Source organism: Virgibacillus kekensis (genome assembly GCF_042654125.1).
GTDB classification, from domain to species: Bacteria; Bacillota; Bacilli; order Bacillales; family Amphibacillaceae; genus Lentibacillus; species Lentibacillus kekensis.
Genome location: NZ_JBHSFU010000004.1, coordinates 875,629 through 901,267, shown reverse-complemented (window position 1 = coordinate 901,267; position 25,639 = coordinate 875,629). Strand labels below are relative to the sequence as shown.

The 25,639-nt window shown below is 42.9% G+C and carries 28 protein-coding genes; 21 read left to right on the top strand and 7 right to left on the bottom strand.

Features of this window, described 5'->3' with window-relative positions; genetic code table 11:
- Positions 1-407 precede the first annotated feature (407 nt).
- The 3 genes from ACFO3D_RS08540 to ACFO3D_RS08530 are packed head-to-tail and all read left to right on the top strand — an operon-like array spanning position 408 to position 3,178.
- A complete protein-coding gene (locus tag ACFO3D_RS08540) occupies positions 408-1,214 on the top strand; it encodes an ABC transporter permease (RefSeq protein WP_390294801.1) in 807 nt (268 codons plus the stop codon).
- 24 nt (positions 1,215-1,238) lie between these two features.
- A complete protein-coding gene (locus ACFO3D_RS08535; protein WP_390294799.1) occupies positions 1,239-2,036 on the top strand; it encodes an ABC transporter ATP-binding protein in 798 nt (265 codons plus the stop codon).
- Positions 2,037-2,041: 5 nt separating this feature from the next.
- Positions 2,042-3,178 carry an ABC transporter substrate-binding protein gene (locus ACFO3D_RS08530; protein ID WP_390294797.1) on the top strand — a complete coding sequence of 379 codons (1,137 nt, stop codon included), beginning with the start codon at positions 2,042-2,044 and terminating at the stop codon, positions 3,176-3,178.
- Positions 3,179-3,507: 329 nt separating this feature from the next.
- Here the strand turns inward: ACFO3D_RS08530 and ACFO3D_RS08525 are convergent, their stop codons facing one another.
- A complete protein-coding gene (locus ACFO3D_RS08525; protein ID WP_390294794.1) occupies positions 3,508-4,326 on the bottom strand; it encodes a TerC family protein in 819 nt (272 codons plus the stop codon).
- 185 nt (positions 4,327-4,511) lie between these two features.
- Here ACFO3D_RS08525 and ACFO3D_RS08520 point away from each other — a divergent pair, with 185 nt between their 5' ends.
- The 6 genes from ACFO3D_RS08520 to ACFO3D_RS08495 all read left to right on the top strand — a co-directional run bounded on the left by ACFO3D_RS08520 (position 4,512) and on the right by ACFO3D_RS08495 (position 9,408).
- Positions 4,512-5,585, top strand: coding sequence for an AbrB family transcriptional regulator (locus tag ACFO3D_RS08520; RefSeq protein ID WP_390294791.1), 1,074 nt, complete (start codon positions 4,512-4,514; stop codon positions 5,583-5,585).
- Positions 5,586-5,615: 30 nt separating this feature from the next.
- Complete coding sequence (locus ACFO3D_RS08515; RefSeq protein ID WP_390294789.1) at positions 5,616-6,158, top strand: DUF5698 domain-containing protein; 543 nt, start codon at positions 5,616-5,618, stop codon at positions 6,156-6,158.
- Between the two features lie 109 nt (positions 6,159-6,267).
- Positions 6,268-6,480 (top strand): Spo0E family sporulation regulatory protein-aspartic acid phosphatase, encoded by a 213-nt coding sequence (locus tag ACFO3D_RS08510; protein ID WP_390295494.1) that lies wholly within the window; start codon positions 6,268-6,270, stop codon positions 6,478-6,480.
- A 191-nt stretch (positions 6,481-6,671) separates the two neighbouring features.
- Positions 6,672-7,235, top strand: a complete 564-nt coding sequence (locus tag ACFO3D_RS08505; protein ID WP_390294787.1) for a DJ-1/PfpI family protein — start codon at positions 6,672-6,674, stop codon at positions 7,233-7,235.
- A 29-nt stretch (positions 7,236-7,264) separates the two neighbouring features.
- The gene (locus ACFO3D_RS08500; protein WP_390294785.1) at positions 7,265-7,747 is read left to right on the top strand and encodes a PaaI family thioesterase; all 483 of its coding nucleotides are present in this window, start codon (positions 7,265-7,267) and stop codon (positions 7,745-7,747) included.
- Between the two features lie 719 nt (positions 7,748-8,466).
- Entirely contained in the window at positions 8,467-9,408 is a 942-nt protein-coding gene (locus tag ACFO3D_RS08495; RefSeq protein ID WP_390294782.1) for a fumarylacetoacetate hydrolase family protein, read from the top strand.
- Between the two features lie 220 nt (positions 9,409-9,628).
- On the opposite strand, the gene ACFO3D_RS08490 is transcribed toward ACFO3D_RS08495, so the two are convergent.
- On the bottom strand, positions 9,629-10,564 hold the full coding sequence (locus tag ACFO3D_RS08490) for an aldo/keto reductase (RefSeq protein WP_390294780.1): 936 nt from the start codon (positions 10,562-10,564) through the stop codon (positions 9,629-9,631).
- Between the two features lie 19 nt (positions 10,565-10,583).
- Positions 10,584-11,027, bottom strand: a complete 444-nt coding sequence (locus ACFO3D_RS08485) for a hypothetical protein (RefSeq protein ID WP_390294778.1) — start codon at positions 11,025-11,027, stop codon at positions 10,584-10,586.
- Between the two features lie 186 nt (positions 11,028-11,213).
- Between ACFO3D_RS08485 and ACFO3D_RS08480 the strand changes: the two genes are divergently transcribed.
- From ACFO3D_RS08480 to ACFO3D_RS08460, 5 genes are all read left to right on the top strand, one after another.
- On the top strand, positions 11,214-11,537 hold the full coding sequence (locus tag ACFO3D_RS08480; protein ID WP_390294776.1) for a hypothetical protein: 324 nt from the start codon (positions 11,214-11,216) through the stop codon (positions 11,535-11,537).
- 24 nt (positions 11,538-11,561) lie between these two features.
- The gene (locus ACFO3D_RS08475; protein WP_390294774.1) at positions 11,562-12,050 is read left to right on the top strand and encodes a CBO0543 family protein; all 489 of its coding nucleotides are present in this window, start codon (positions 11,562-11,564) and stop codon (positions 12,048-12,050) included.
- Between the two features lie 111 nt (positions 12,051-12,161).
- Positions 12,162-12,926 carry an STAS domain-containing protein gene (locus tag ACFO3D_RS08470; RefSeq protein ID WP_390294772.1) on the top strand — a complete coding sequence of 255 codons (765 nt, stop codon included), beginning with the start codon at positions 12,162-12,164 and terminating at the stop codon, positions 12,924-12,926.
- A 93-nt stretch (positions 12,927-13,019) separates the two neighbouring features.
- Complete coding sequence (locus ACFO3D_RS08465; protein ID WP_390294770.1) at positions 13,020-13,655, top strand: methanogen output domain 1-containing protein; 636 nt, start codon at positions 13,020-13,022, stop codon at positions 13,653-13,655.
- A 107-nt stretch (positions 13,656-13,762) separates the two neighbouring features.
- Positions 13,763-14,518: a GNAT family N-acetyltransferase gene (locus tag ACFO3D_RS08460; protein WP_390294768.1), complete on the top strand. Its 756-nt coding sequence runs from the start codon at positions 13,763-13,765 to the stop codon at positions 14,516-14,518.
- A 191-nt stretch (positions 14,519-14,709) separates the two neighbouring features.
- Here ACFO3D_RS08460 and ACFO3D_RS08455 read toward each other — a convergent pair whose 3' ends face one another.
- Positions 14,710-15,771 carry an NAD(P)/FAD-dependent oxidoreductase gene (locus ACFO3D_RS08455; protein ID WP_390294765.1) on the bottom strand — a complete coding sequence of 354 codons (1,062 nt, stop codon included), beginning with the start codon at positions 15,769-15,771 and terminating at the stop codon, positions 14,710-14,712.
- A 142-nt stretch (positions 15,772-15,913) separates the two neighbouring features.
- Here ACFO3D_RS08455 and ACFO3D_RS08450 point away from each other — a divergent pair, with 142 nt between their 5' ends.
- On the top strand, positions 15,914-16,558 hold the full coding sequence (locus ACFO3D_RS08450; protein ID WP_390294763.1) for a LytTR family DNA-binding domain-containing protein: 645 nt from the start codon (positions 15,914-15,916) through the stop codon (positions 16,556-16,558).
- A gap of 412 nt (positions 16,559-16,970) precedes the next feature.
- Positions 16,971-18,464 (top strand): acetyl-CoA hydrolase/transferase family protein, encoded by a 1,494-nt coding sequence (locus tag ACFO3D_RS08445; protein ID WP_390295492.1) that lies wholly within the window; start codon positions 16,971-16,973, stop codon positions 18,462-18,464.
- Positions 18,465-18,543: 79 nt separating this feature from the next.
- Here ACFO3D_RS08445 and ACFO3D_RS08440 read toward each other — a convergent pair whose 3' ends face one another.
- A complete protein-coding gene (locus ACFO3D_RS08440) occupies positions 18,544-18,951 on the bottom strand; it encodes a DUF4395 domain-containing protein (RefSeq protein WP_390294761.1) in 408 nt (135 codons plus the stop codon).
- 158 nt (positions 18,952-19,109) lie between these two features.
- On the opposite strand from ACFO3D_RS08440, the gene ACFO3D_RS08435 reads away from it, so the two are divergent.
- From ACFO3D_RS08435 to wrbA, 4 genes are all read left to right on the top strand, one after another.
- A complete protein-coding gene (locus ACFO3D_RS08435; RefSeq protein ID WP_390294759.1) occupies positions 19,110-20,195 on the top strand; it encodes a carbohydrate kinase in 1,086 nt (361 codons plus the stop codon).
- On the top strand, positions 20,192-21,106 hold the full coding sequence (locus ACFO3D_RS08430; protein WP_390294757.1) for a pseudouridine-5'-phosphate glycosidase: 915 nt from the start codon (positions 20,192-20,194) through the stop codon (positions 21,104-21,106). Before ACFO3D_RS08435 ends, ACFO3D_RS08430 begins: the two co-directional genes overlap by 4 nt.
- Before the next feature lie 121 nt (positions 21,107-21,227).
- A complete protein-coding gene (locus ACFO3D_RS08425) occupies positions 21,228-21,395 on the top strand; it encodes a hypothetical protein (protein ID WP_390294755.1) in 168 nt (55 codons plus the stop codon).
- A 298-nt stretch (positions 21,396-21,693) separates the two neighbouring features.
- Positions 21,694-22,299, top strand: a complete 606-nt coding sequence (gene wrbA / locus ACFO3D_RS08420; RefSeq protein WP_390294753.1) for an NAD(P)H:quinone oxidoreductase — start codon at positions 21,694-21,696, stop codon at positions 22,297-22,299.
- Between the two features lie 712 nt (positions 22,300-23,011).
- Here the strand turns inward: wrbA and ACFO3D_RS08415 are convergent.
- The gene (locus ACFO3D_RS08415) at positions 23,012-23,779 is read right to left on the bottom strand and encodes a YiiX/YebB-like N1pC/P60 family cysteine hydrolase (protein ID WP_390294751.1); all 768 of its coding nucleotides are present in this window, start codon (positions 23,777-23,779) and stop codon (positions 23,012-23,014) included.
- Between the two features lie 230 nt (positions 23,780-24,009).
- Here ACFO3D_RS08415 and ACFO3D_RS08410 point away from each other — a divergent pair, with 230 nt between their 5' ends.
- Positions 24,010-24,762 (top strand): SDR family NAD(P)-dependent oxidoreductase, encoded by a 753-nt coding sequence (locus tag ACFO3D_RS08410; RefSeq protein ID WP_390294748.1) that lies wholly within the window; start codon positions 24,010-24,012, stop codon positions 24,760-24,762.
- Positions 24,763-24,797: 35 nt separating this feature from the next.
- Here the strand turns inward: ACFO3D_RS08410 and ACFO3D_RS08405 are convergent, their stop codons facing one another.
- Complete coding sequence (locus tag ACFO3D_RS08405) at positions 24,798-25,118, bottom strand: hypothetical protein (protein WP_390294746.1); 321 nt, start codon at positions 25,116-25,118, stop codon at positions 24,798-24,800.
- Positions 25,119-25,639: the final 521 nt, after the last annotated feature.

Below are 25,639 nucleotides of genomic sequence, written 5' to 3'. Positions count from 1 at the left end.
TAACACAACCAACCCTATTGTGTCAGGTGCACAATAGGGTTTTTTTAATTTAATCGTCAAGCTCCACATTCTGTAGTTCTTCGCCTGAACGGGAATCACCGTAATCAATGTAATCCCTTCTGATATCATATCTCGGCATTTTTGAATCGACCTCCTATTGATCGTTCCGCTTTATTATATGAAACAGCTCCTCATACGGAAAGGGCAGCTAAACAAAATGAACCACTGGCAGGTAATGGGTTAAATCTGAGTAAGACCTAACAAGCTAGGAACGAGCTGAAAAGCTTGCGCCTAGTCCCGGAGCGTGAAAGCGAGGATATTTCTACTGGGCGTAGGTAAAATACCTAAGTTGGCGCTCACACTTTCTGGGCGGATGCATAGCATAATTCATGAGAGGTGGCGAGGATATGGAAAACGATCAGTCAGCAATTCAACTGGAACGTGCTGAATGGCAAAAAAGACAACGAAATCAGCGATTAAAAAGTTTATTGACAATCTCATCTCCTATTTTCATTTTAGTTCTTTGGGAAATACTTTCGCAAATAGAAGTGATGGATCCGCGTTTTTTTCCTCCCCCTTCCGAAATACTGAGCGCACTAGTATCGATGGGGATGAGCGGGGAACTATTTGTACATCTGAAAATAAGTTTATACCGTATCTTTTCCGGCTTTTTGCTAGGCGTCTTACCGGCGATTGCACTTGGACTCTTAATAGGAATGTATTCGCCGATCAGGCATTTCTTTTCACCGTTGATAATGGCGCTGATGCCGATTCCGACGCTGGCAATGCTGCCGATTATCCTTATCGTATTTGGTATCGGTGAGTTCTCTAAAATGATGATTATTGCAATAAGTGTATTTTTTCCAGTGGTAATTAATACCGCGGCCGGGGTTACAAACATTGATAGGATTTACATCGATGTCGCCAAGAATTATGGCGCCGGGCCAAAGGAATTCTTTTTCAAAATCGCGCTGCCGGGTTCACTGCCGGTGATGCTGGAAGGAATACAGATGGGGCAGGCGATTGCTCTCTTAACAATAGTGGCTGCAGAGATGGTCGCTGCCAACAGTGGGATAGGTTACCTCATATGGGTGAATTATAAGGCGTTTTTACTGACGGAAATGTATGTTGGTCTCGTGCTTATCTCTTTCTTCGGATACTTTTTCTCACTGCTTCTAAGAGGGTTGCAAAGTAAATTACTGCCTTGGCGATAAATAATGAAGGAGGGTCGGTGGAAAATGGAACATTCCAGTAAAATCACAATCCGGAATCTGACAAAGGTATTTTATAAGAAAAATGAGAGTGTTACCGCACTGACAGATATTTCACTTGATATAGCTGATGGCGAGTTTGTCTGTCTACTGGGGCCGAGCGGCTGTGGAAAGACCACGCTGTTACGGATACTAGCAGACCTTGAGAAGCCAAGCACCGGAGAGTTTACTATACATCAGTCGGATAAAGGTAAACCCCTGCAATCGATGGTATTTCAGGAACGTGGCGTCATTCCATGGCAGACTGTGGAGGAAAACGTAGCATTCGGATTAAAAATGCGTCATTTGCCTAAAAAAATCATCAAGGAGAAGACAGATTATTATCTTGAAAAGGTAGGGCTCAAAAAATACGCAGGACTTTATCCGAAAGAACTGTCGGGAGGTATGAAACAGCGGGTGAGCATTGCCCGGGCATTTGCCAACGACCCGGAAATACTTCTGATGGATGAACCATTCGCGGCACTCGATGAGCAAAATAAATTCATCCTCCAGGAGGAACTGCTCAATATCTGGGAGGAGACGAAAAAGACAGTTCTGTTTATTACACATAGTATCGATGAGGCACTGCTGCTCGGTGATAAGGTCTTACTGATGAGTTCGCAGCCAGGCCGGATATTAAAAGAGAAAACAATTGATCTGCCGCGTCCACGAAAGATTGAGGATGTGCGGTCTGACCCGCAGATGGCAGAACAATTTGTTGATATATGGCAACACTTACAGACCGAAGTACAGAATTCACGCAGGGCAAAAGAACAGAAAGGGTGAGTATGATGGGGAAATGGCTGAAGGTTTTTGGGGTTCTTATTGTAGCTGGCATACTGGTGCTTGCAGGCTGCTCCGGTGCACAGAATACTCCGGATGACCAACAGAAAGAGAAATCCACAGGGGAAGATAACAATCAGGAACAGAATGGCTCTTCAGGTAGCAGTGATGCTGGTTCAGATGGCGTGCTGGACCCGCTTGAAGACGGAGCTACAGTCACCATCGCGGAGGATGGCTCCGCATCCGGCGCAGGATTCTATATTGCGAAGGAACGAGGATATTTTGAGGAATTCAATATTAACGTTGAGTTTGTGAAATTCGGCAACAGTGACGAAATGCTTCCGGCATTAGCTGCAGGAAAGATTGATGTAGCAGGCGGGATCTCCTCCGCTTCATTCTTCAATTCCATTGCACAAGGAATTGATGTACGGATGATTGCCGATAAAGGTCATAACGTTGAAGGGGATTCATATTTCTCCTTTGTCATCAGAAAGGATCTTCAAGATGAAGTGAAAGATTATGCGGATCTGAAAGGGAAGCGGGTTGCCGTATCCACCAAAAATGCGGTGGATGACTATATCTTCCAGCGAATGTTAGAACATGCAGGCCTGACCAGGGAGGATGTGGAGTTTACGTTAATGTCTGACTTCGGAAATATGATGGCTGCTATGGGAAACGACCAGGTTGCCGCTGCCCTCCAGATCGAACCGCTGATCACCCAGGGGATTGAAGAAGGACTGCACGTCCGACTCGGTGATGTAACCGACTTTGCGCCGGAAGCACAGATTGCAATGGTACTAGGTTCCCCTGACTTTCTTACAGAGCGCAGGGATGTGGCACTACGGTTCATGGCTGCATACCTGAAAGGGGTACGTGACTATAACGATGTCTTCGTCAAAGGCCAGGGCGATGAAGAAGAGATTATCAGCATAATGACGCAGTATACCGCACTTAAAGATCCTGCGGTATGGAAAAAAGTTGCTGTAACAGGGCTGAATCCGGACGGCAGGATGTTCGTTGAAGATATAAAACAGCAGTATGAATTTTATAAGGATAATGGCGCTATTAAAGGTGATGTGAACTTTGATAAGTCAGTAGATTTGTCACTAGTGGAAGAAGTCCTTGATATAATCGGAGAATATTAGAAAACTAAGACATTCGTCAAGCTCTTAGACGAATGTCTTTAGTTACCCTTATGCAGAAAGCTTGTCTATCTGCCAAGTAAAAAAGATTAGGAGCGGCTGCTCCTAATCTTTTTCTTTAGGTATTTGCTGAAAGCTGTTTTCTAAAAGATTGTTGATTCGGACATCAAATATAAACTTCTCAGTCCATTTTAATTCAGCGCGCCACAAAATATTTCAGCGCTAATTGGATGATTTGTCAATTAATCGACGGCTCTTTATGAATATTCAGCTCCCACCTGAATTAATCAGCGCTGCAATCCAAGAACTCTGCGAAACAGCCTTGATTTTCGTTAAACCTTATCAGAATTTGCCTCATCATCATTATGACTATCTTCCTTATCGTCGTCCTGCTCGATAGGTCCTCGTTTCTTGGCCATAACAACAGAGATAAGGACAATCAGTCCCATTACACCCCAGAAGGTTACCTTCCACCAGATGCTGTGAGTGAATGATTCAGTAAGCAGCCCCCATTTTACATCCGGATGGGCTAGAACATGAACCGCAAGTTTAACACCTACCCAGGCAACAATAATAAATGCTGCCTTCTCCAGAATCGGATATTTTTTCATGAACTTAACAACGTACGTGGCTGCCACACGGATAAACGCAAGACCAATCATCATCCCGATAAAGACAACAGCGAATTTCCCTCCGTCCATGCCGCCGAACTTGGGTAGTGGCGTGCTAGGAAGAGATACCGTTATGGCCACCGCCGCCAGAATGGAATCAATTGCAAATGCAATATCGGTTAGCTCTACTTTGAAAATTGCTTTCCACAGGCTCTGGTCTTCGTTGACTGACGAACCTGACTCGTCGTCATTTTCATCCTTCTTTTTGTCTTTAATAATACTTTTTACACCCAGATATATTAAGTACAGGGCACCTGCTGCCTGTACCTGCCAAATATTCATGACAAACGAAATTGCAAAGAGAGCAGCAAAACGGAATACAAATGCCCCGGCAATTCCATAAAAGAGTGCCTTTTTCCGTTTTTTTTCTGGAAGATTTTTAACTATTACGCCCATAACCAGGGCATTATCGGCTGAAAGAAGCCCCTCCAGGCCAATTATGACGAGCAAGGCCCAGCCGTATTCAAGCCATAATTCCATGCAATCACCTTCAGTTTTTCTGTTTCTAACTGAAATTCCCCTGTTCCTGGGTGGTGTAAACATCAGGCGTTTGTCTGGAAGTATCAGGTAATTGATTTTAGTCAGGCAGAGACGTAAAATGCTTATTATCAAAACTTCCACGTGGATTATTGACATAGCAACAGGAAAAGAGAGGGAGAAAAAGTGTGATTGAATGGCGGTCATTTCTGGAAACATTCATCATTGGTCTCGTAGGAGTGGCGGTATTTTCATTTACTGGGATACCATTGCCATGGCTGATTGGATCCCTGGTAACGGTCGCTACGTGGAGTATTATTACACGACGGAGGCTGTATTGGCCACTTTCGTTTAGACAAGCTGCAATGATTTTGCTGGGTTATCTGATTGGTACTTCCTTTACAAAAGAAACAATCATTGAAATGGGCGAACATATTCCATCGATGATTGCTGTAACTGCGTTGACCATCGGCTTCAGTCTACTGCTGGGATACTTGTTTTCAAGAGTTACCGGGCTTGATCTGTCCAGCTGTCTGATGGGGAGCATTCCAGGTGGACTGTCACAAATCATGGTCCTGATGGATGAATTAAAGGGAGTTAATCCTACCGTTATTACGTTCATGCAGACAATGCGTGTGATGGTTGTGGTTATAGCCGTGCCGATTCTTACTGTGTTTATTTTTCCTGCCAACCAGGGAAAATTAATTGAAGCAGTTACTGATTCACCAGGCTGGCTGGACATGCCATGGTATGCTTTCCTGCTTTACCCGCTGATTATGGCAACTGGTGTCTGGCTGTTTGTCAGACTGAATATCCCGACAGCATATCTGCTCGGTCCTATGGTGTTTACGATTGTACTTACATTATCCGGATTTACTACACCACCATTGCCGGGTTCGTTTGTCGAGCTGTCCCAAATACTTATTGGTGTACATATAGGCCTGCAGATGAACCCAAGAGATCTGCCGGGCTGGAAAAAAACAACCTCCTTAACATTTGGGATGATTATTGTACTGGTTCTTTTCGGCTTTGTATTGGGCTACGGTCTTACGTCGATTTATGATTTGAAACTAAGCACGGCCTTGCTGAGTACGGCTCCTGGAGGTATGGTTGAAATGGGATTGACAGCTGTAGCGGTTGGAGGGGATGTATCCGTAGTAACTAGTTATCAGCTTTTCAGGTTGCTGATTGTTTTGTTCTTTGTACCATTATTTTTCAAATGGCTTATAAATCGGAAACGGACTAGGAGAATGGATACCTGAATGTTTATCGGCGAAAGGAGTTAAATTACGATGTATGATATAATCCGGATTTTCCTGCTCCAGATTGTCCTGGTACCGATCCTTTCTTTGCGAATCATTTTTGTGGTCAGAAACATGAATATCCTGGCATCCGTATTCGGGTTTCTCGAAGCCCTGATATACGTTTTTGGATTATCCATCGTGCTGAGCGGTGAACAGAGTATTGCAGAAATGCTGATTTATGCGCTTGGATTTGGAATCGGCATCTATATCGGCGGGATGATTGAAAACAAACTCGCAATCGGGTACACAACCTTGACTGTAAATCTGACAAGTAAAAACGTGGAGCTTGTCAGCAAATTGCGTAACGAAGGATTTGGGGTGACCGTTTTTGAAGGCATGGGAAAAAACGGTCCACGTTTCCAACTGCAGATTCTGACAAGCAGAAGTCTGGAAGATAAGCTAATGCGGATGATAGAAGAAGATGAACCACATGCATTCATTATTTCATATGAACCCCGGAAATTCAGGGGAGGTTATCTGCTTAAGGCTATGAAAAAGCGTCTGAAAAAGTCGGGAAACGTCGATATTTAACCATCTGCCTCGAACATGTTTAACGCTTTCTCTTAGTGGGTATTACCACCAAATATAGTGTCTGCATATGGTCTGGCAGGACTGCTATTAGCAGTTCTGTTTTTCGCAGCTGGCAGACGAAGATTTTTGGTGGAGAGGAAGAGGAAGACTGGCTACTATCAGTAAACTAGAGGAAAGAATTGAATCAACCAGAAGAAAAATGTACCAGATTTATAAGGATAACCCTACCGACCATCGTTTGTTGCTTATATCACAGGAACTGGACCAGCTGCTGAATCAGCTCGAACGTGCAAGTAATGGAAATCAGCTGTCAGAGGAATAATCGAGGAGTTGGTGACCGGACCGTTGAATACATACCGTGGGTTGTCCAAATTGGTTCCCGCATGAACATCTCTTAATGTGAAACAATGAACAAATAGCGACAATACTTTTTATCACCAAAACAAAGGATTATCGTTTCCCGGATAGAATATAAATAAGAGAATCAATAATTCTTTCTGGGAGGTTATTATTATGGCTAAAAAAGTGTTAATTCTTGCAGGGGATGCAGTTGAAGCGCTGGAAATTTATTATCCTTATTTCCGATGTCTGGAAGAAGGTTATGAAGTTACAATCGCAGCATCGTCTGCAAAGAAGCTTCACACCGTGGTCCACGACTTCATCGGCTGGGAAACTTACACGGAAAAAGAGGGCTACCTCATCGAGGCAACTGCCGAATTTTCTGAAGTTATTCCGGAAGATTACGACGCATTAATTATTCCTGGTGGCCGTGCGCCGGAACACATACGTCTAAATGAATATGTGCCGGCTATTGTAAGTCATTTTTTTGAAGCAGCGAAACCAATAGCGGCTGTCTGTCATGCGAGTCTTGTGCTGACAACGGTAAGGGAGCACATACAGGGTCGTGGAATGACTGCATACATCGCATGTAAGCCTGAGGTAGAAGCGGCGGGATCTACGTATGTGGAAGCACCCCTCCATACGGACGACAATTTGATATCCGGGCATGCCTGGCCTGACCTTCCCGGGTTAATGCGGGAGTTCATTAAACAGGTGAACAAGGAAAAGGTTGTATAGAATTACCCCGGCGGAGAGGAGGACAACAGATGCTTGAGGAAGTGAAACATGCAATTCAAGATGATTATCCGGATGATTTTTCCCATTGTTATGGATGTGGACGCTTGAATAAAAAAGGACATCAATTTCGTACCGGATGGGACGGGGAACAGACAGTTACCGCATACAAACCAGCGCCAGAGCATACTGCAATTCCAGGCTTTGTATACGGAGGATTGCTTGCTTCTTTGATAGATTGCCATGGTACAGGATCTGCTTCACTGGCTCTGCACCGGAAAAACGGGCATGATCCAGGTGATGGAATAGAAGCACCCCGGTTTGTGACGGCATCGTTGGAGATTAAGTTCACGAAACCCACCCCACAAGATGTTACCCTGAAAGCGGTTGGTACAATTGAGGAGATTCATCCGAAGAAATTCAAAGTGACCACCGACGTCTATGCTGCTGACGAGCATTGTGCCAGTGGAACGGTTACCGCGGTGGTAATGCCAGATTCTTTTGGAAAACAATAGGTAGACGAGGCTGGGACATAACTATAAATTTACATTCTAAAGATGAACGAATTAAGCAAAGAATCTTATAACGTTATTTTTTTATAGTTGGGTCTTATTTCAAAGTTGATATAAACTGCGAAGTAGTGAAATTTTATATATGAGTGTTGGGACTCGTTCCGGCAGAATACTTCGCTTTCCGGGGGCACGGCCTCAGCCTCCTCACTCGTTCCTCGCTGTGGGGTCTTCGGACTCGTGCTGTTCCCCCAGGAGTCTACGTATTCTGCCTACTCTATTAGAGGTTTCCTGATGAAAAATGAGCTGTTCTAAGGTACCCTTGTATAGAGTCCCTCAAGCGTAAGAAAGATAAAAAGCAAATACGAAGCTCACTATCAGCGGAGGAAATACACGGAGACTCCTACGGGAGCAGAGGCCTCGATGAGACCCCGGAGAGCGTTAGCTCGAGGAGGCTCAACAGCCGCCCGTGGAAAGCGTAGTGTATTTCCGTAGCAGTGTATCAGCACTCTATCTTAGAAGCCTTCACTACTTCGCAGTTTATTGATTATACGAAGGCATCCTAACAGAAATAATCCGAACTACCTTAGGGATTAATGATATATTGAAGATTGATAGTTCGGATTATTATATAACTTATACATTTTTGTCCAAGCCTCTACTGGTATGCGAAATTCCATACTTACATATTTTTTAAAGGTTACTGAAAGAGGGAGGAAAATATATTGAAACTAGTAAGTTATAAATATAAAGGTAAACCCGGAAGCTTGAGGGTAGGTTTTATGAATGGTGAAAGGATTGTTGATGTACAGGAGGCTTACAGGCAACATCTTCTTTCACGTGGGGAAAAAGATTTCGCCTATAATCTGAAACATATTATGCCAGCAGATCCTGACAGTTTCTTTTCCGCTGGAAACCAGGTTATCGCTAGTGCGGGGGAAGTATACAAAAATGCTGGAGAACTTAACCTCGAGGAGATCAGCCTTACACGGGAAGAGGTTTATTTATCCACTCCAATCCCAAACCCGTCGAAAATTATTTGTGTCGGAAAAAATTATGCCGAGCATGCCGCCGAGATGAAAAGTGATATTCCTGATTATCCTGTTCTGTTCGCTAAGTTCGCAAATTCCCTGATTGGACCAGAGGATTCAATTATGAAATCAGATGCCACACAGAAGCTTGATTATGAAGTTGAGCTTGGACTTGTAATTGGCAAAGAAGCATCCGGGGTTAAACGAGAGGAAGCACTGGAGTATCTTGCCGGCTATACAATCGGCAATGATATATCAGCCAGAGATTTACAGAAACGCACGCCACAGTGGCTGCAGGGAAAAACCTTAGACAAGAGTACTCCTGTAGGACCGTGGGTCGTTACACCAGATGAGGTTGGGGACTCCGGAAAACTGTCCATCCGATCTGTTGTAAACGGACAGGAACGTCAGGCAGCAAATACAGATCAGCTAATCTTTGATGTTCCATTCCTAATAGAGTTTATATCTAATCTGATTACCCTCAACCCTGGCGATATTATCCTGACGGGTACTCCAAATGGAGTCGGATTTGCGATGGACCCGCCACAGTTTTTAACAGATGGGGATACCGTAACCCTAGAAATTGATAAAATAGGACGAATGGAAAATAGAGTAGAAGCGAAAGGGCGCCCGTAGTGAAATTTAAGTTAATCGTGTCAACACTGCACGGAAGGAAATTGAAATCAATAAAAAGCAGAATACCAATCACCTTATGATGGGTATCCTGCTTTTTCCATAATACGAATGTTTAAGATAACAGATGTTATAGAGTAAAAAACTAATATCAGCGAAGCTACGCCTTTACGTAAACGGCTATTGTTAAGCAAATAACGAACAGAAGCTCCGTTCAGAATCATCACTGCTCGACCGGATAGATTTCCTCGATAATCTTCAAGTCCTCAGCCGTTAGACTCACTTCGGCAGCTTTCAAGTTGTTAATTACCTGGCCGGAATTACGTGCTCCGGGGATAACGGCATCGATTGGTTCTTTGGTAAGATAGAATGCCAGGACGACATGAGCCACATCGACCTTATGTCGATTGGCTATTTCACGAATTCGGTCTACCTTTTCCAGGTGGGTCAAATACGTTTGGCCCTGAAATTGCGGTCGCCGCTTCTGGGACTCGGATAAAACAGTGTCCTTTGTATATTTCCCCGCAAGAAGACCGGAAGCAAGCGGAAAATAAGGAATGAACGAAATGTCATTCTCCATCAGATATGGAAAGAGACCGGTTTCCGCAGACCGGTCAATTAGACTGTAATTGCCCTGCACCACATCAAGATAGCCATCCTGGTTAGCCTCTTTTAATTGCTCTAGTGAGAAGTTTGAGACTCCGATTGCCTTGATCTTCCCTGCCTCTCTAAGTTGTTGCAGGGCACCTACTGCTTCGTATTTAGGTGTATTCTCGTCTGGAAAGTGAATATAATACAGGTCAATCACATCTGTTTGCAGTCTTCGAAGACTTTCATCAACAGCGTTTTTAAGGAATTGGGGCGAATTGTTAAAAGTTCTGTCGTCACCCTTGTATTCATCAGCTCCTTTGGTTGCCAGCACAACTTTATTTCGCCAGTTGGTTTCGTTTAAAGTTCTTCCGATGATTTCCTCTGACAGCCCTTTGCCGTACATGAATGCAGTATCTATGAAATTCAAACCATTGTCAATTGCTGCTGCAACAATGTTATCACCATATTCGGTGTTAGTTTCCGGACTTTCATGCCCGATTTTATTTCCGCCGAGCCCAATCGGGTGAATGGAGAGGCCGGTTTTACCCAGTTCGGTTTTTGTCGTCATACCAACTCATCCTTTCCTTTTAAGGCTGGATAACACCAGCAGTGTTTTCATCTGGCTTCTGACTGCCCCGGGACGATTCTGTCGGTTTATTTTGCCGTTTGAGACAAAACACACCTGCCGTAATCAACAATGCGCATGGCACTAATTGAAATAAATTAATTACCGCAATACCAATTCCACTGTACAGGAACCATTTGCCTGTATGAATGGAGTTTACCTCGATATGCCAACGTGTGGTTTTGACAAGGGTCACAATGAAAAAAGCGATGGAAACAACGCTTTGAATAAAGGCAATAATCAGGCCGGTCCGAAGTGCACTGTCTGTCAATGTCAATGAGTTCTTCATGTCCCCTTCAATCCACCCACCGATAAAAAGGGTCCCATAGTACACCCAGAGGACCGATCCAACTATACCTAAAGCAGATCCCGCTAAAGCCATTTGATGGATATACTTATCATTCATTATGTCTCCTCCTACAGTATTGTGACCTATATGTTTACTGCGCACGTCATAATATTCTCACAACAATTTTAACATAAAATTGAAAATCTCCAAGTCAAACCTTTATAAGAGAGCTAAATGCATGACCGTTTTTTTTATTGGAAAAACTAACCTGACAGGACTACTAATTTCTGAGGTGGAAATTATATGCTTGCTCTTTATCTGGTGATTAAACTGGGTTTCTGTATAGGACTGCTGTTTAGCCTGAGATATCCGGCAGGTCAAATGCGCTGGGTGGAGTTATTGGTGAAACGTAAATTGCTGATTCCTTATGTATTGCTCGCTGTACTGGTAACACTGATTCTGGAATTAGTCTCCATTTTGTTTGGTGTTTTTCACTATATTAACTGGAGTATTGTTTTTTCCGCTATTTCTTACACGCTGATTTATATATCAAATATACTTTTTCTTCGATTAATTGAACATCTGGTTAGTAAGGAGACTTCAAAGCAAAAGGATTGGATTTTATGATTCATTTATTAATTAAAATCCTGTATGCCCCTGGCAGCTTACCGATGGGGGGACTGGAGAAACTGGCGGCTATACTATCCGACAATCCTGTTTTATGTCCTGAGTGACCTGTTTTATAACTATGCGCTGTTCCAGTACCCGATGTGGCGTTTCCATGATGGCCCTATTCCTCTTTTTCATTATGAGTTTTTTATTGTGCTTTCATTTCTGCTGCTACGTTACCCGGCAACCGTTCTTATTTACCTTGGAAGATTTCCATCCGATAAATGGAAGGCTGTTGGATGGATCCTGTTTTGGGTTGCATTATATTTAGCGTTTGAGGCGTTTGATTATCAAATCGGATTAATCTCCTATGATAACGGGTGGCATATTGGATGGTCACTTCTGTTTAATCTTGTCTTATTTTCTATGCTAAAGATTCATTATCATCGGCCACTTTTAGCCTGGGCGCTTTCAGCAATATGGATTGTAACACTTTGGAACATTCCATTGGAGGTTATAATTAAAGATTGAATGAGTTACGTTTTCTGCAGATTTATGGATAATTTAGTAAAAAAACTTTATAATTGAACTAGCTATGTTCTAAGGGATACATATATAAAATCTGTTAGGAGTTGTAGGGAAATGGTATTAACTGGAACAGGAGAGCTAACCTCCGAAAAGTTTCCAACCAAAATACTGGAGTCAATCAGTGAAAATATAATTGTAACAGATGCAGAATACAATATTGTATGGCTTAACCCTTACGCAACAGAACTTTTGAAAAAAATTATTCCGTTGTTTGATATTGAGAGTCTGGATGATTTGATTGGAATGAACATGGGGCGCTTTCATGTAAATCCTGCCTACCAGGAAAAAATCATGGAAAGCCTGACAACTACATACCGTTCCAGAATTAACATTAAGGATACCTATATTGCTGATATTATTATTAACCCGATAAATGATAAGGAAGAAATCATCGGTTACGTGGTTATGCTCGCCGATGTCACCACAAAAGTACAGGAAGAGAATCGGAAGGAAAAAATAATTCAGGAACTTTCCGGACCAACATTACATATCTGGGATAATACCCTTGCGCTCCCTCTAATAGGGACGGTCGACAATAATCGTTTCAGTATTATTTTGAATAAGTTACTTAAGACCTGTGAGAAAATGGAGACAGAGTACGTTCTCATCGACATGAGTGGATTAAATGACTGGGACAAAGAGCTCCCTGTTCAGATTGAGAAGTTGATCACGAACCTGGAGCTCCTCGGTGCCCAGTGTATTATCGTGGGTGTGAAACCCAAATTAGCCCAGTGTATCGCAGGTAGAATCATTTATCGCGTCCGCAAGTTCAATTCTTCAAAAGAAGCTATTAAATATATAATCTCGCAAAGTACGTAAAATGGAGTATTCCAATAGGAGAAGTTGACAGATGGGGGTAATATCACCTAACGTGGAACGAAGAAAGACTCACAAACTAATGGAGGATACATTATGAGTGGTATGGCCAAGTTAACAGGGACTATTTTCCTATCAAAACTTATTACACAATATGCTCAGCTGCACGAAAAATCAGTAGGTGGGGCTGCAAAAGAATATATAAGCCAACTTGGAATCAGGACTGGTGAATGGTTGGAAACCTTTTATGATTCAAGCAAACTGGCAAACTGGACACCAGAGCAATATGCTGACGTAATAATAGATATTAAGAATTCAATTGGCGGACATTTTTATATAGCAGAAGTACATCCGGACCATGTAGTTGTAAAGGCAAGCGGGTGCCCGTTTGGTGAAATCGTACAGGATGCCCCTCATCTCTGTAATATGACGTCAAGCGTGTTTGGCGGAATTGCTTCTAGAAGATTCGGCTATGGAAAGGTCAACCTCCGGAAACGAATTGCTGCTGGCGATGCAGGATGTGAAGTTGCTGTATACTTTGAGCCCACTGACAGGGAAGATGGAGAGGTATATAAGGACCTTCCGGTAACGCCGGCAAACGGTAATCCTTTTGAGTGGGAAGAAGAAACCATTCAGTCACTAAATAAAGAACTTGAGCGAAGCGATGAAATGATTAATAACCTTGTAGAAGAACTGGAGGAGCTTCGGGCAAAAGTAAAAGCGGGCGAATAAGTTCTGTTCCATCCTGCAAAATACATCATGTTTATCCCCTATTAAAAAATAGACTATCAGAAATATTGCCCCTCAACTTTCTGATAGCAATTCTGGGAGAATGACAAATGAATACGATAACCTTTAAAGATATCTATACACCCGGACGGGTGAAAGAAGATAACACACAGTTTATTCACATACATGACCCGGAAATGCTAATTCGTTATGACAGTAATTTTATAAAGTTTAAGCAGATGCCGTCGGTCGTAGAGTTTATGGATGTTGAAAATCACCTCAGGAATTTCCATCAGCGAAATGGACAAAAACACCTGAAATTTTACTTTCCTGCAAATGAAAAACCACCCGGTTCCTTTTTGGACTATCTCAACCAGTCGGATTATGAAACTGGATTTCTCGAATTGTATGCAATTAAACCTGCTGATTTTCCGGCGGGTGAAAGAAATGCCGAAATCAGTATAAAGTTTGTCTCAGAGAATACATTCGCTCAATTTCTTGAATTGCAGTATGGTCAGGAAAAAGGGTATGGCGAGGAATTTGCCGAGCAGAAGTTGGAAGAACATAAACGGAATTATTCAAGGAAGCACATTCAACAGGTTATCGCATTTTATGGAAACCAACCGGCCGGCTCGGTCGATATAATCCTGAATGAAAATACAGCCGAAATTGATAGCCTTTATGTTCATGAAGATTTTCGCAAAAAGGGGATTGGTGCTCAACTCCAGAAATTTGTAATGGATAGTTTTCCGGATAGTACGGTTATTCTTGTAGCGGATGGTGAGGATACACCAAGAGAGATGTACCAGAAGCAGAATTATACATATATTGGTTTTCAGTATGAAACGTTGAAGGTGGTAAAATAAATCGGGCATCCCCACGTGATGGGAGATCCCGATTTTTTTAATATGTAGGAAAGTATAAAATTTTGCTTTTCGGTGTCCAGCTCCAGCGCCTACCCCCTCGAGGTCTTAAGCATAGACTCTATGTGGCAAAAACCGCCACTTCGAGCCTCTGCTTAAGCTTGTCGGGGGTGAACAAGGCGCTTGCGCATTTCTCAATGCCGTTTATTGAGCCAAAGAACACCACTTTTGGCAAGTCGTGGGATATACCCGGTCACAGGCTTTTTCATCATATTTCCGAACCCTTCAGAACTTCCAAGCGACCCCAGAGTTCCCTTAAGTTTAAGTTCGTTAGGTTTATTAGGTTCTTCGCCTCGTAAAACAGCTCCCAGTACGTCGGCAATCTGTTCTCCCTGCTGTCCGGCAAGCTGTGCACTTGGTGAATAATCGGATGATGCACAGTCACCAACAACGTATACATTAGGCTGCTCTGGAACCTGATAAAAATCATTAACGACGATTTTATCCTGTTCATCTTTCTTGAATGGAAGTTCTCTTGCCAGATAGTTTGGCTGTACCCCTGCAGTCCAGATGGTTACATCGTTTACATAGCAAACCCCGTTGTTACAGACCCCGTCCTTTTCCACATATTCGACGTTTGCTCCATGAAGCACTTCCACATCATTTTTACGGAACCAGTCCTCCACATAGTCCTGAATTTTAGAATCGAATGCCTTCAAAACAGTTTCTCCACGGTCGAGAAGGCGTACATTCAGGTCAGGTCGGCTCTCACGTATTTCAGCAGCGACCTCAATTCCGCTTAGCCCTGCCCCGACGATTGTAACTTTGCCAAAGGCTTTCAGGTTTCCAACAGCCATTCCGGCCTTGCGTGCTGCACGGAAAGTCTGGACACCGTAAGTGAACTCCCTGGCTCCTTCAATGCCATGATAGTTGTCCTCACAACCAAGCCCGATTACCAGATAATCATATGACACAGGCTCGCTGCGGTCTACAAATAAGATTTGCTCATTTTCATGGTCAATCTGGTTAATTTCTGCATAAACATAGCTGATTCGATCATGGACCGGAAACTCAATCCGCAAATCTTTATCAGCTGACGTGCCGGCTGCAATCGAATAAAATTCTGTTTTGACAGAATGATACGGATTGCGGTCAATAATGGTTATTTGGACGTCGTCAGGCAAGTTCTGATCAATCAGATTGGAAACTATTTTCATCCCGCCGTATCCGCCACCTAAGATGACTAAATTTCTCATAACAAAACCCCTCACATGCTTCATATGCTTCTATTACTAAGATTACCAAAAGTTGTGAAGGAAAACTAGAAAAAGTATGCAGAGTCTGTGGTGCAATGATAATCTAGAGGAAAAAGATTGAGAATAGAAAGGTGTATCCAGTATGCAAAGTCTGACACTCGGATCACTGCTCGATGTAGTTGGAGAATTATTTTCCGACGAAATTTCCATTGCAGTATCCAATACGAACGAATATGTCTATTATCGGCCTAGCAAACGAATCGACCTGAAAATAAGGCGTGGTGATGCTGTAAAGGAAGGAACCATCGCATATAAAGCACTGGAGACTAACCAGAAAGTCTCGGAGTTCATTGATAGGGATATTTTTGGCGTGCCATATCACGGAGAAGCTGTACCGTTTGAATATGACGGTAAAGTGGAGGGCTGTGTAACCGCTATTTACCCTGCACTTACAGAGGGGAAATCTGTTGTAACAGTTAAAACGCCTGATGGTTGGAAGCCCATCCCTTTTAATAACGTATCTTATTTAGAGGCCAAAGACAGGAAAACCCATGTGTATACCAATGGGTTTATCGGAGTAAACAAAAAAGCTCTTCAAGATTTTGAGTACACGCTGCCCCGTAAAACGTTTATACGGTGTCACCGTTCTTTTATCGTAAACGTGAATCATATCCGTGATATATTCCCAGATACACATTCTACGTTTTTGCTGTCGATGAACAATGGGGCAAATATCCCGGTCAGCCAATCATATTCGAGTTATTTCCGCAAATTGCTGGGATTCTAGCGGACTGGAATTAGGAGGGTTTTAGCCGAATCGCCTGAAATGGAGAAAAAACACCTGAACTCAAGGTGAAACCGCCTAATAACGTGAGAAAATCGCCTAATCTCAGAAGACCGGCTTCCAAATTCAGGTGAGATACTATATCCGAACGCAGGAGGCCGGTTCCCCACTGTAAAAGATCCCGCAAACCAAAACAAGAGCCATGTCTCACCCCGCTCTGACGCCGCCTGTCTATATTTCAGTCACTATTTTTCTCCTATATGTAAATAAATGCTGGTTCATTCGCGGAATATTCCTGCCTATGTCTAATTTTGCTTTCTCCTTCCAAAAACCCCTTTTGTAAGCGCTTGTACGATAGAATTATTAGAAAGTTACAAACAGGAGGGATTCTATCATGAATACTCAACTAGGTTGAATCAGGGACCCTCGTCTTCATAATCGTGTTGTGTCAGCTGAGGAAGCTGCAGCATGGATTAAAGACGGCATGACGCTGGGGTTGAGCGGGTTTACACGTGCGGGTGATGTGAAAGCGGTACCAGCAGCACTGATTAACCGTGCACAAACGGATTCATTTAAAGTCAATGTGTTTACCGGGGCTTCACTGGGTTCGGATGTAGACAAGATGTTTGCCGAAGCGGGCATCATTAATAAACGTCTTCCATTTCAGGCTGATTCAACCATGCGGAAAAAGATAAACCAGGGTGAGCATTTGTTTGTGGATCATCATCTGTCACATACCGCAGAACTGGTTAGAAGTAATGTTCTTGATACCATTGATTACGCCATTTTGGAAGCGGTTGCGGTATCGGAGGATGGTTTGATAATACCGTCCACCTCGATTGGTAATTCACTGGCATTCGCTGAGCATGCGGAAAATGTGATTATTGAACTTAATATGGCCCAGTCAGAGAATTTGGAAGGTATACATGATTTATACAGCCCTGGTAAACAGGGAGAACGTGATCCGATTCCATTGACCGCTCCTGACGACCGGATTGGTACCAGCGGCATTCGGGTTGATGCAGCAAAGATAAAGGGGATTGTTTTCACGGACCAGGACGATTCACCGTCAACAATTGTACCGCCGGATGAGGAAACTGAGGTCATGGCTGGACATTTACTGGATTTCCTGCGAAGTGAAGTGGATGCAGGCAGGCTAACTAAACAGCTGGCCCCGCTCCAGTCAGGGATTGGGTCTATAGCGAATGCTGTCCTGCATGGCATGGTGGATTCAGAGTTTAAGAATCTACAGGTTTACTCAGAGGTACTGCAGGATGCGGTCTTTGATTTGATTGATGCCGGCAAAGTTGATTTTGCTTCATGCTGTTCAATTACTTTGTCCGAACAGAAAATGAAGCAGGTGTTTACGGACTTTGAAAACTACCGGGACAAACTGATTATGCGGCCACAGGAGGTTTCCAATCACCCCGAAATCATCAGACGTCTTGGACTTATCTCGATTAATACAGCACTCGAATTTGATATCTATGGAAACGTTAACTCAACACATGTCTCCGGAACTAAAATGATGAATGGAATAGGCGGTTCAGGGGATTTCGCCCGTAATGCGCGGCTTGCCATTTTTGTCACCAAGTCAATTGCCAAGAATGGCGATATTTCAAGCATTGTGCCGTTTGCTTCCCATATCGACCATACCGAGCATGATGTCGATGTAGTCGTGACCGAGCAGGGGTATGCAGATCTTCGTGGACTGGCACCAAGGGAGCGAGTGCCGATGATTATTGAGAATTGTGCACATCCAATGTACCGTGCCCAGCTCTGGGACTATTATCAGGAGGCAAGGGAGCGCGGCGGCCAGACACCGCATGTTCTCGAAAAAGCGCTATCCTGGCACACCAATTTTAAAGAGAAGGGAACGATGTTGAATAAAGTAACTCAACCAGTATAAGAAATGAAAATATTTGTCATCCCCGACAAAAAATCCACGCTCATTTGCTGAGCGTGGATTTCTTTCGTGGTGAAAAATTCTAAGCTTTACTCCGTCTGTATTTCCACATCATATATCTGTATCGTATTGTACAACCTATACAGTAACCCATCAGTGCAATACCAGCTGCTGCCATCACCATGAGGCTGGAAATATATCCGAGTATAGTGAGTTCTGTATAAAAGAAAATCAGTGATAATCCGAGACAGATTGTCGCAATCCATTGGTTAAAGATTTGCTGATCCTTATCTTCCTGTTTATATTGATTGGCTGACCTTTTCAAAAATCTCTTGCCAAACATGATAATTGGGTTTTGCTTTCTCAGAAGTGTATAGACTCCTACTGTGAATGGCACAAGCAAAATAGCGGGGTGAATAATCAAACCTATTAAAACCATAATGAAAATAAATATCTGGTTGGTTTGAACCAGTGGTTTGGGAATACTCATAAAGTTTCTCACCCCTTTCTCTTTATAACACATTATACACAGTTGTTTACTCGGGTTAAATATTTTCGCTTTTTTGGAAAGGGATTTTTGAAATAGGATTGACGACCTATAAACAAAAGTTTATAATTTAAACAAAAGTTTAATTAGGAGGTGGACAATTGAACGACAAGGAGCAATCAATCTTTAACTTGATAAAAAAAGATCCATATATATCGCAGCAGGATCTTGCCGACACCATGGGCCTATCGAGGTCATCTATTGCTAATTTGATATCCGGGTTGGTTAAAAAAGGCTATATACGAGGAAAGGCGTATGTGGTTAATGACCTAAAGCAGATTGTCTGCATCGGTGGTGCGAATATCGATCGAAAGTTTTATGTGAAAGACAAGCTGCAAATGGGGACCTCCAATCCGATTTACTCAGCTCAAAACCCTGGTGGTGTAGCGCGAAATATTGCTGAAAACCTCGGCAGGCTGGGACTGGATATCACTTTGCTTACTGTAAGTGGAGTAGACCAGGGCTGGGAATACATTGCGGAACAGTCAGATCCATACATGAACCTTGGCGAAGTAACCCACTTTTCTAAGGAATCAACTGGATCGTATACTGCCGTCCTTGATGAAGCGGGAGATCTGGTTCTGGGTTTAGCAGATATGGATATTTTTGATCTGATGATTCCCGAGTGGATTCAGCAGCATGTACCCATACTGAACCAAGCGAAATGTATACTGGCGGATTTAAATTGTCCGCAAGAAACTCTACAATTCTTATGTAAATTTGCAAAAAGCCATGCAATTCCACTTATCCTAGTAACTGTTTCTGCACCAAAAATGAAACATATACCCGATCAGCTTGACGGGATTACATGGATAATAACTAACCATGAAGAATCGGAGGCATATTTCAACCGAAAGCTGAAGCATCAGGAGTCTGCCCGTATGTGGCTTGAACAAGGGGTTGAAAATGTCGTTGTCACAAAAGGACGAGATGGTGCAGTAATTGGTAATAACGAAGGAGAGATTCACCCCGTCCCCGCAATAAAGACGGATAAAATCATTGATGTAACTGGTGCGGGAGATGCCTTTTCATCAGCCGTCACACATGCCTGGCTTGAAGGGTACTCGCTTCAGAATATTGCTAAAGCAGGAATAGTTAACGCAACAAAAACACTTCAGTCGCCATATACAGTGCGACGAGATTTATCCGCAATACAACTACAAGAAGATACGGAGGCTCAATCATGAGAAACTACATCGAATTATCGGAAGAGGTCATTCAGGCAAAAGAGCAAGGCAAACCAGTAGTGGCCTTGGAATCAACTATTATTTCCCACGGAATGCCGTACCCGCAAAACGTTCAGACGGCGCGTGAAGTAGAGCAGATTATTCGGGATAATGGGGCTGTCCCAGCAACAATAGCTCTTTTGGATGGAAAAATAAAAATCGGACTAAGTGATGAGGAACTTGAGGATTTTGGCAACAGTACGAATGTTGCCAAGGCTTCCCGCCGTGACCTTCCATACCTGCTGGCAACGAAGCAAAAGGGTGCCACGACTGTTGCAGCCACCATGGTCTGTGCTGAGCTTGCTTCGATAAAAACGTTTGTGACCGGTGGAATTGGCGGGGTTCACCGTGGAGCCGAATCAACGATGGATATCTCGGCCGACCTGGAGGAATTAGCAAAAACTGATGTTGCGGTAATCTGTGCGGGTGCTAAGTCAATCCTTGATATCGGACTGACGCTGGAATATTTGGAGACGAACGGTGTACCTGTTATGGGATATCAGACTGATGTTCTCCCAGCATTCTACACACGGACAAGCCGCTTTCCGGTAAATTTCCGGGTGGACGATGAGGAAACAGCAGCCTCTGTACTGAAAGCAAAATGGGACCTTAATTTATCCGGTGGAGCTGTCATTGCAAACCCGATTCCTGAAGAGTCCGCAATGGCCGAAGAGGATATCACGGCTGTTATAGAAAAAGCACTGAAGGAAGCCGAAGAACGCAATATTTCAGGGAAAGAAGTGACTCCGTTTCTACTCGGCAAAGTAAAAGAGCTGACTGACGGAAAGAGTCTCACCGCCAATATTGCATTAGTAAAGCATAATGCATTGGTTGGTGCGAACATTGCTGTTAAATTGGCTGAACTGGAATAATCGTTATGAGCTATAATCCTATAAGGGTTATAGCTCTTTTTTTAGCGAAGTGTGCTAAAGGTTTAGGTTGTATAATTCTCGGAAACAGTATTATACAACAAATTTCAAGGAGTGGGTTGATATGAACAGCAGGAAGTTAATTCTGACCATCCCACTGGCTGGAGGCCTTGTGTTATCAGGATGTGCCCATGATGCCACAGAACAAGAGGGCGATGTTGAACAAAAGGAAGCAGATCCCCAAGAACCTGATTTGGATGAGGAACCATCAGAAGAAGGCGCTAATAATTGAGATGAACATTCATGGGGCTTCGACAGGCAATAATTATTTTAACAGCTAATATAGCGCTTATTAGCTGTTTATATAGAATACGCGCCTGTTCATCAGCAGGCGTTTTTCCTTTAACAAAACAGGATGGTTGACTTACTTTTTGACTGTTTGTACCATATGTTACGTAAAGTGATTGACTTATTTTTAATCACTATCATCAATCTCTCATAAAATGAGGTGGTTGAGATAAAATAATAGCAGGCAATGTTTACATGGGATATTTTAGTAAAAAAATTATCATATAAAGGAGAATGACCACATGGCAAACGTAAAACTTGCTGTAATCTACTACAGCTCTACAGGAACGAATTATCAGATGGCGAAATGGGCTGAAGAAAGTGCAAAGGAAAACGGTGCAGAAGTACGTGTTGTAAAAGCACCTGAACTTGCACCTGAGGGAGCAGTGGCATCAAATCCTGCCTGGAAGTCACATCTAGAAGAAACGAAAGACGTTACGGAGGCCACTTCTGATGATATTGAGTGGGCAGACGCAATCATCTTCAGTGTTCCAACACGTTTTGGAAACCTTCCGGCACAAATGAAGCAGTACATCGATACACAAGGTGGCCTGTGGGCATCCGGTAAGACTGTAAACAAAGTCGTAAGTGGTATGACCTCTGCGCAAAACCCGCATGGCGGTCAGGAGGCTACTCTACTTTCACTTTATACTTCCATGATGCATTGGGGTACGATCATCGTATCTCCAGGTTACACGGATCCGGTACTGTTCGGAGCGGGTGGTAACCCTTATGGAACCAGTGTATCGGTCGATCAGGATGGCAAGATGGTTGAAGATGTAGAAGGTGCTGTAAAACATCAGGCAAAACGGGTAATTGAAATTGCATCAAAAGTAGTTAGCGGATAATAAATGACAAGGCCTCAATCTGTTTAGGATTGGGGCCTTGTTTTGTGGTATAGGAATGTATAAAATTTTTGCTTTCTATGTACAGCTCCAGCGCCTACCCCTTAAATTGGTCGGATTTTCTATAAACTGCGACATAACAGTGCAGCTTCGCTACGACAGAATACTTCGCTTTCACCACTCCGGGTGCAAGTCCAACATCTGTTCAAGCTAAAGCTTTCACAGTGTTTCCTTTGCCGTGGGCACGGCCTCAGCCTCCTCAGAAGCAAAAAGCGCTTCTTGCGGGGTCTTCGACTCGTGCTGTTCCCACAGGAGCCTCCGTATTCTGCTACGCTAATAAATGAGATTAGAAGGTCAATATAAATACAGTACGATCGCCTTTTTCCAGCGGAGGAAATGCACGAAGACTCCTGCGGGAGAGAAGGCCTCGTTGAGACCCCGGAGTGCAGAGCACGAGGAGGCTCACCAGCCGCCCGCGGAAAGCGAAGTGCATTTCCGAAGCGACGAAGACGCACGCATCCATAGCGTTTCCTAGTCAATTGAGTTTACACTACGTCACTTTTTACATCAACTCGATGTAAGAATCGCCTAGAAGAAGATTACATTGTAGACTTCCCTCTTAATCGCTCGTAAAGATTGGTTATGTCCCAGCCTCTTGCATAAGTGCTACTATGGCATTCGACACAAAAACCTTGGCAATTGCTAAGGTTTCTAACTAGGCATCTAATTTAAAACCGAATTGGGGGTGCATGTAGACCTGTTCGAAACGTTCGTCATTCTTCAAAATAGTTGCAAGGTCTTCAGGGGCAAACAGAAAATGATCATTTTCAAATTTTATCCCCGCACCTTGATAATAACAGTGCCAGACAAGTTTTGAGCAATATACCCCTGCCTCAAGGTTCTCAAGCGGGATACTCAGACTGAATGTAAAAGGCGGAATCACCTGTCCGTTCTTTAATTTATCACTGTAAGTATTAACGTAGTTTATGGCAAAATTGGCAGCTTGCTGTGCAAGATTACTGTCTTTACATCGGTACTGGGTATGCTGCGGATGAATGGCCAGAAATTCTTTGATCGGACTGAACTGGACTTGGGGATGGGAAGTTACCGATTCCACCAGATATTCACCATCCACAACAATTGCGGAATGTCCCATATATCCAGGTGGCAAAACATTCCCGTAGTTATCGCTTGCAATAAGTATATCTCCTGGTTGGAAAGTTCGATCATTGCCAGTGTCGGGCATACGTGTATGCGGATTTATTTGAAAGGTAAATGTCTTTTGCTGACCATCCGCAAACCTGCACATTACGTTCAGGATATTTCCTCCGAATCTGGGTAGCCGGATTAAAGGCGCAGCCCGGTAAGTTCCAATAGAATGACCATCCAATTCAACAGAAACCATCTGGATAGGATAGTCCATATTCAGATAGATATTTATATTTTCGTTTGTATAGGAACCTGTTACAACAGGATTATACATACCAAACACCTCTGGTTGCTTTTATAACAGGTTATTGTGGGTGCTGGGTATGTGTGCACATTTTTTTCTGCATAGGTACAATTAAGGCTTGCACTCGTACGCTAATGGGATTTCATATATGAGCCTTTTTGCAGGCCCTTAACACCAAGCTCTCTAACACCTGAACATGTTTAAATACTAAAAAGATAGGTAAGAGGACACTGAATAATTTAAAAGAAAGGAGTTTTCTCTTGCTACTAAAGGACAAGGTGGCATTAATAACGGGTGCTGGATCTGGAATGGGTAAAGCACAAGCCGTAGAGTACGCTAAAGAAGGGGCAAAAGTTATCCTTGCTGACATTAATAAGGAGGATGCAGAAAAAGTTAAAAAGGAAATAGAGAATGAAGGTGGAAAAGCTGTTGCTGTGGAAGGTGACGTATCGAAAAAGACAGATGCTGAAAGAATGGCCCAGGAAGGCATTGACAGCTTTGGAAGAATTGATATTCTGACCAACACAGCAGGTATTCTTGATGACTATAAACCGACATTGGAGATCGATGAAGAAGCATGGGACAAGTATATGGGTGTTAATCTTAAAGGTGTATATTTAATGACAAATGCCATTCTTCCACAAATGATAGAAAATGGTAAAGGAACCATTATTAATTTTGCTTCTATCGCAGGCTTTGTAGCTGGTGGCGGCGGAGCAGTTTATACACCTTCCAAGCACGGGGTGATAGGGTATACTAAACAGTTGTCATTTGACTACGGAAAAAAAGGAATTAAAGCTAACGCTATTTGTCCTGGTGCAGTGGAAACGGCAATGACTGAAAAAATATTCAACGAAAGTGAAGAGATTCAGCAATTGCTGCAGGACACGCCGGCGGGAAGAGCAGGTAAACCTGAAGAAATTGCCTACCTCTCTGTATTCCTGGCAAGTGACAAATCAGACTTTATCCATGGAGCTCCGATTAAAATCGACGGCGGATGGACAGTAAAATAAAAAGGCTGGAGTCTCGTAACTCCAGCTTTTAATAATTATCCTGTAATAATAAAAGTGAAAAGAACTCCATAAAGGAAGATGATCAATGAACCAACAAGCAGTGGGTTAAAAAAGCCGATACCCTTTACTTTTGCTTTGATTGTCGTTGCTTTATTTGACTCCATAGGTTCTGGATTATAATTACTCATTGTTGTGCTTAGCGAGTTATTAGTGCCTAGTACAGAAATCAAAAGTCCAACCATTCCTATAAAAAACGCTACGGCGGGAAATTCATCTTGGTTGTATTGAACTACCCGTGTTGCTATGAAAAGTTCAACTCCTATGGTTACAATGAACCCCAACAGGAACCGAATCATTATCTTCCCCTCCCAGAGATGCGTGGAAAATTAATTAAAACCAAAATTAGGTCAGTACTATTATTACATAGGATAAATAGGAAATCCAAGTAATTTTTATAACCAACACCTTGCACTCACGAATAAAACAAAAATGAGGCTGGACATAACTTTAACTTCATATTTTAAAGACTAATGAATTAGGCACGAAGTCATATAATGTTATCCTTTTTTAAAAGTGCATAATTTTAAGGCCAAATAATTCTAAGTGGACACGGAATACCCTATTTCCACTAAAAAACATGGTTTCATTTTTTTGTAGGACATACGAGCCCTTATTTGCAATGAATTAATCAAAACAAGCTATTATTTAGCTCAATAAAGGGCTCTGGTGTCCGCAAGACTCTAAATTGTTCCATATTTTCATAAATAGAGTCTTCTGTGGCCGCTAAACAACTTAAATTTTTCGTTCATCTGGTTCTAGTCGAATAAATAAAAATAGCGCCTTGTTGCGTGGCGGGGTGTTAGATACGGTAGTTACA

Bases quoted from the DNA above. Each gene is read 5' to 3' on its own strand.
- ACFO3D_RS08540 (WP_390294801.1), top strand. From the start codon at position 408: ATGGAAAACGATCAGTCAGCAATTCAACTGGAACGTGCTGAATGGCAA.
- ACFO3D_RS08535 (WP_390294799.1), top strand. From the start codon at position 1,239: ATGGAACATTCCAGTAAAATCACAATCCGGAATCTGACAAAGGTATTT.
- ACFO3D_RS08530 (WP_390294797.1), top strand. From the start codon at position 2,042: ATGGGGAAATGGCTGAAGGTTTTTGGGGTTCTTATTGTAGCTGGCATA.
- ACFO3D_RS08525 (WP_390294794.1), bottom strand. From the start codon at position 4,326: ATGGAATTATGGCTTGAATACGGCTGGGCCTTGCTCGTCATAATTGGC.
- ACFO3D_RS08515 (WP_390294789.1), top strand. From the start codon at position 5,616: ATGTATGATATAATCCGGATTTTCCTGCTCCAGATTGTCCTGGTACCG.
- ACFO3D_RS08505 (WP_390294787.1), top strand. From the start codon at position 6,672: ATGGCTAAAAAAGTGTTAATTCTTGCAGGGGATGCAGTTGAAGCGCTG.
- ACFO3D_RS08500 (WP_390294785.1), top strand. From the start codon at position 7,265: ATGCTTGAGGAAGTGAAACATGCAATTCAAGATGATTATCCGGATGAT.
- ACFO3D_RS08490 (WP_390294780.1), bottom strand. From the start codon at position 10,564: ATGACGACAAAAACCGAACTGGGTAAAACCGGCCTCTCCATTCACCCG.
- ACFO3D_RS08485 (WP_390294778.1), bottom strand. From the start codon at position 11,027: ATGAATGATAAGTATATCCATCAAATGGCTTTAGCGGGATCTGCTTTA.
- ACFO3D_RS08480 (WP_390294776.1), top strand. From the start codon at position 11,214: ATGCTTGCTCTTTATCTGGTGATTAAACTGGGTTTCTGTATAGGACTG.
- ACFO3D_RS08475 (WP_390294774.1), top strand. From the start codon at position 11,562: ATGCCCCTGGCAGCTTACCGATGGGGGGACTGGAGAAACTGGCGGCTA.
- ACFO3D_RS08470 (WP_390294772.1), top strand. From the start codon at position 12,162: ATGGTATTAACTGGAACAGGAGAGCTAACCTCCGAAAAGTTTCCAACC.
- ACFO3D_RS08465 (WP_390294770.1), top strand. From the start codon at position 13,020: ATGAGTGGTATGGCCAAGTTAACAGGGACTATTTTCCTATCAAAACTT.
- ACFO3D_RS08460 (WP_390294768.1), top strand. From the start codon at position 13,763: ATGAATACGATAACCTTTAAAGATATCTATACACCCGGACGGGTGAAA.
- ACFO3D_RS08455 (WP_390294765.1), bottom strand. From the start codon at position 15,771: ATGAGAAATTTAGTCATCTTAGGTGGCGGATACGGCGGGATGAAAATA.
- ACFO3D_RS08450 (WP_390294763.1), top strand. From the start codon at position 15,914: ATGCAAAGTCTGACACTCGGATCACTGCTCGATGTAGTTGGAGAATTA.
- ACFO3D_RS08440 (WP_390294761.1), bottom strand. From the start codon at position 18,951: ATGAGTATTCCCAAACCACTGGTTCAAACCAACCAGATATTTATTTTC.
- ACFO3D_RS08430 (WP_390294757.1), top strand. From the start codon at position 20,192: ATGAGAAACTACATCGAATTATCGGAAGAGGTCATTCAGGCAAAAGAG.
- ACFO3D_RS08425 (WP_390294755.1), top strand. From the start codon at position 21,228: ATGAACAGCAGGAAGTTAATTCTGACCATCCCACTGGCTGGAGGCCTT.
- wrbA (WP_390294753.1), top strand. From the start codon at position 21,694: ATGGCAAACGTAAAACTTGCTGTAATCTACTACAGCTCTACAGGAACG.
- ACFO3D_RS08415 (WP_390294751.1), bottom strand. From the start codon at position 23,779: ATGTATAATCCTGTTGTAACAGGTTCCTATACAAACGAAAATATAAAT.
- ACFO3D_RS08405 (WP_390294746.1), bottom strand. From the start codon at position 25,118: ATGATTCGGTTCCTGTTGGGGTTCATTGTAACCATAGGAGTTGAACTT.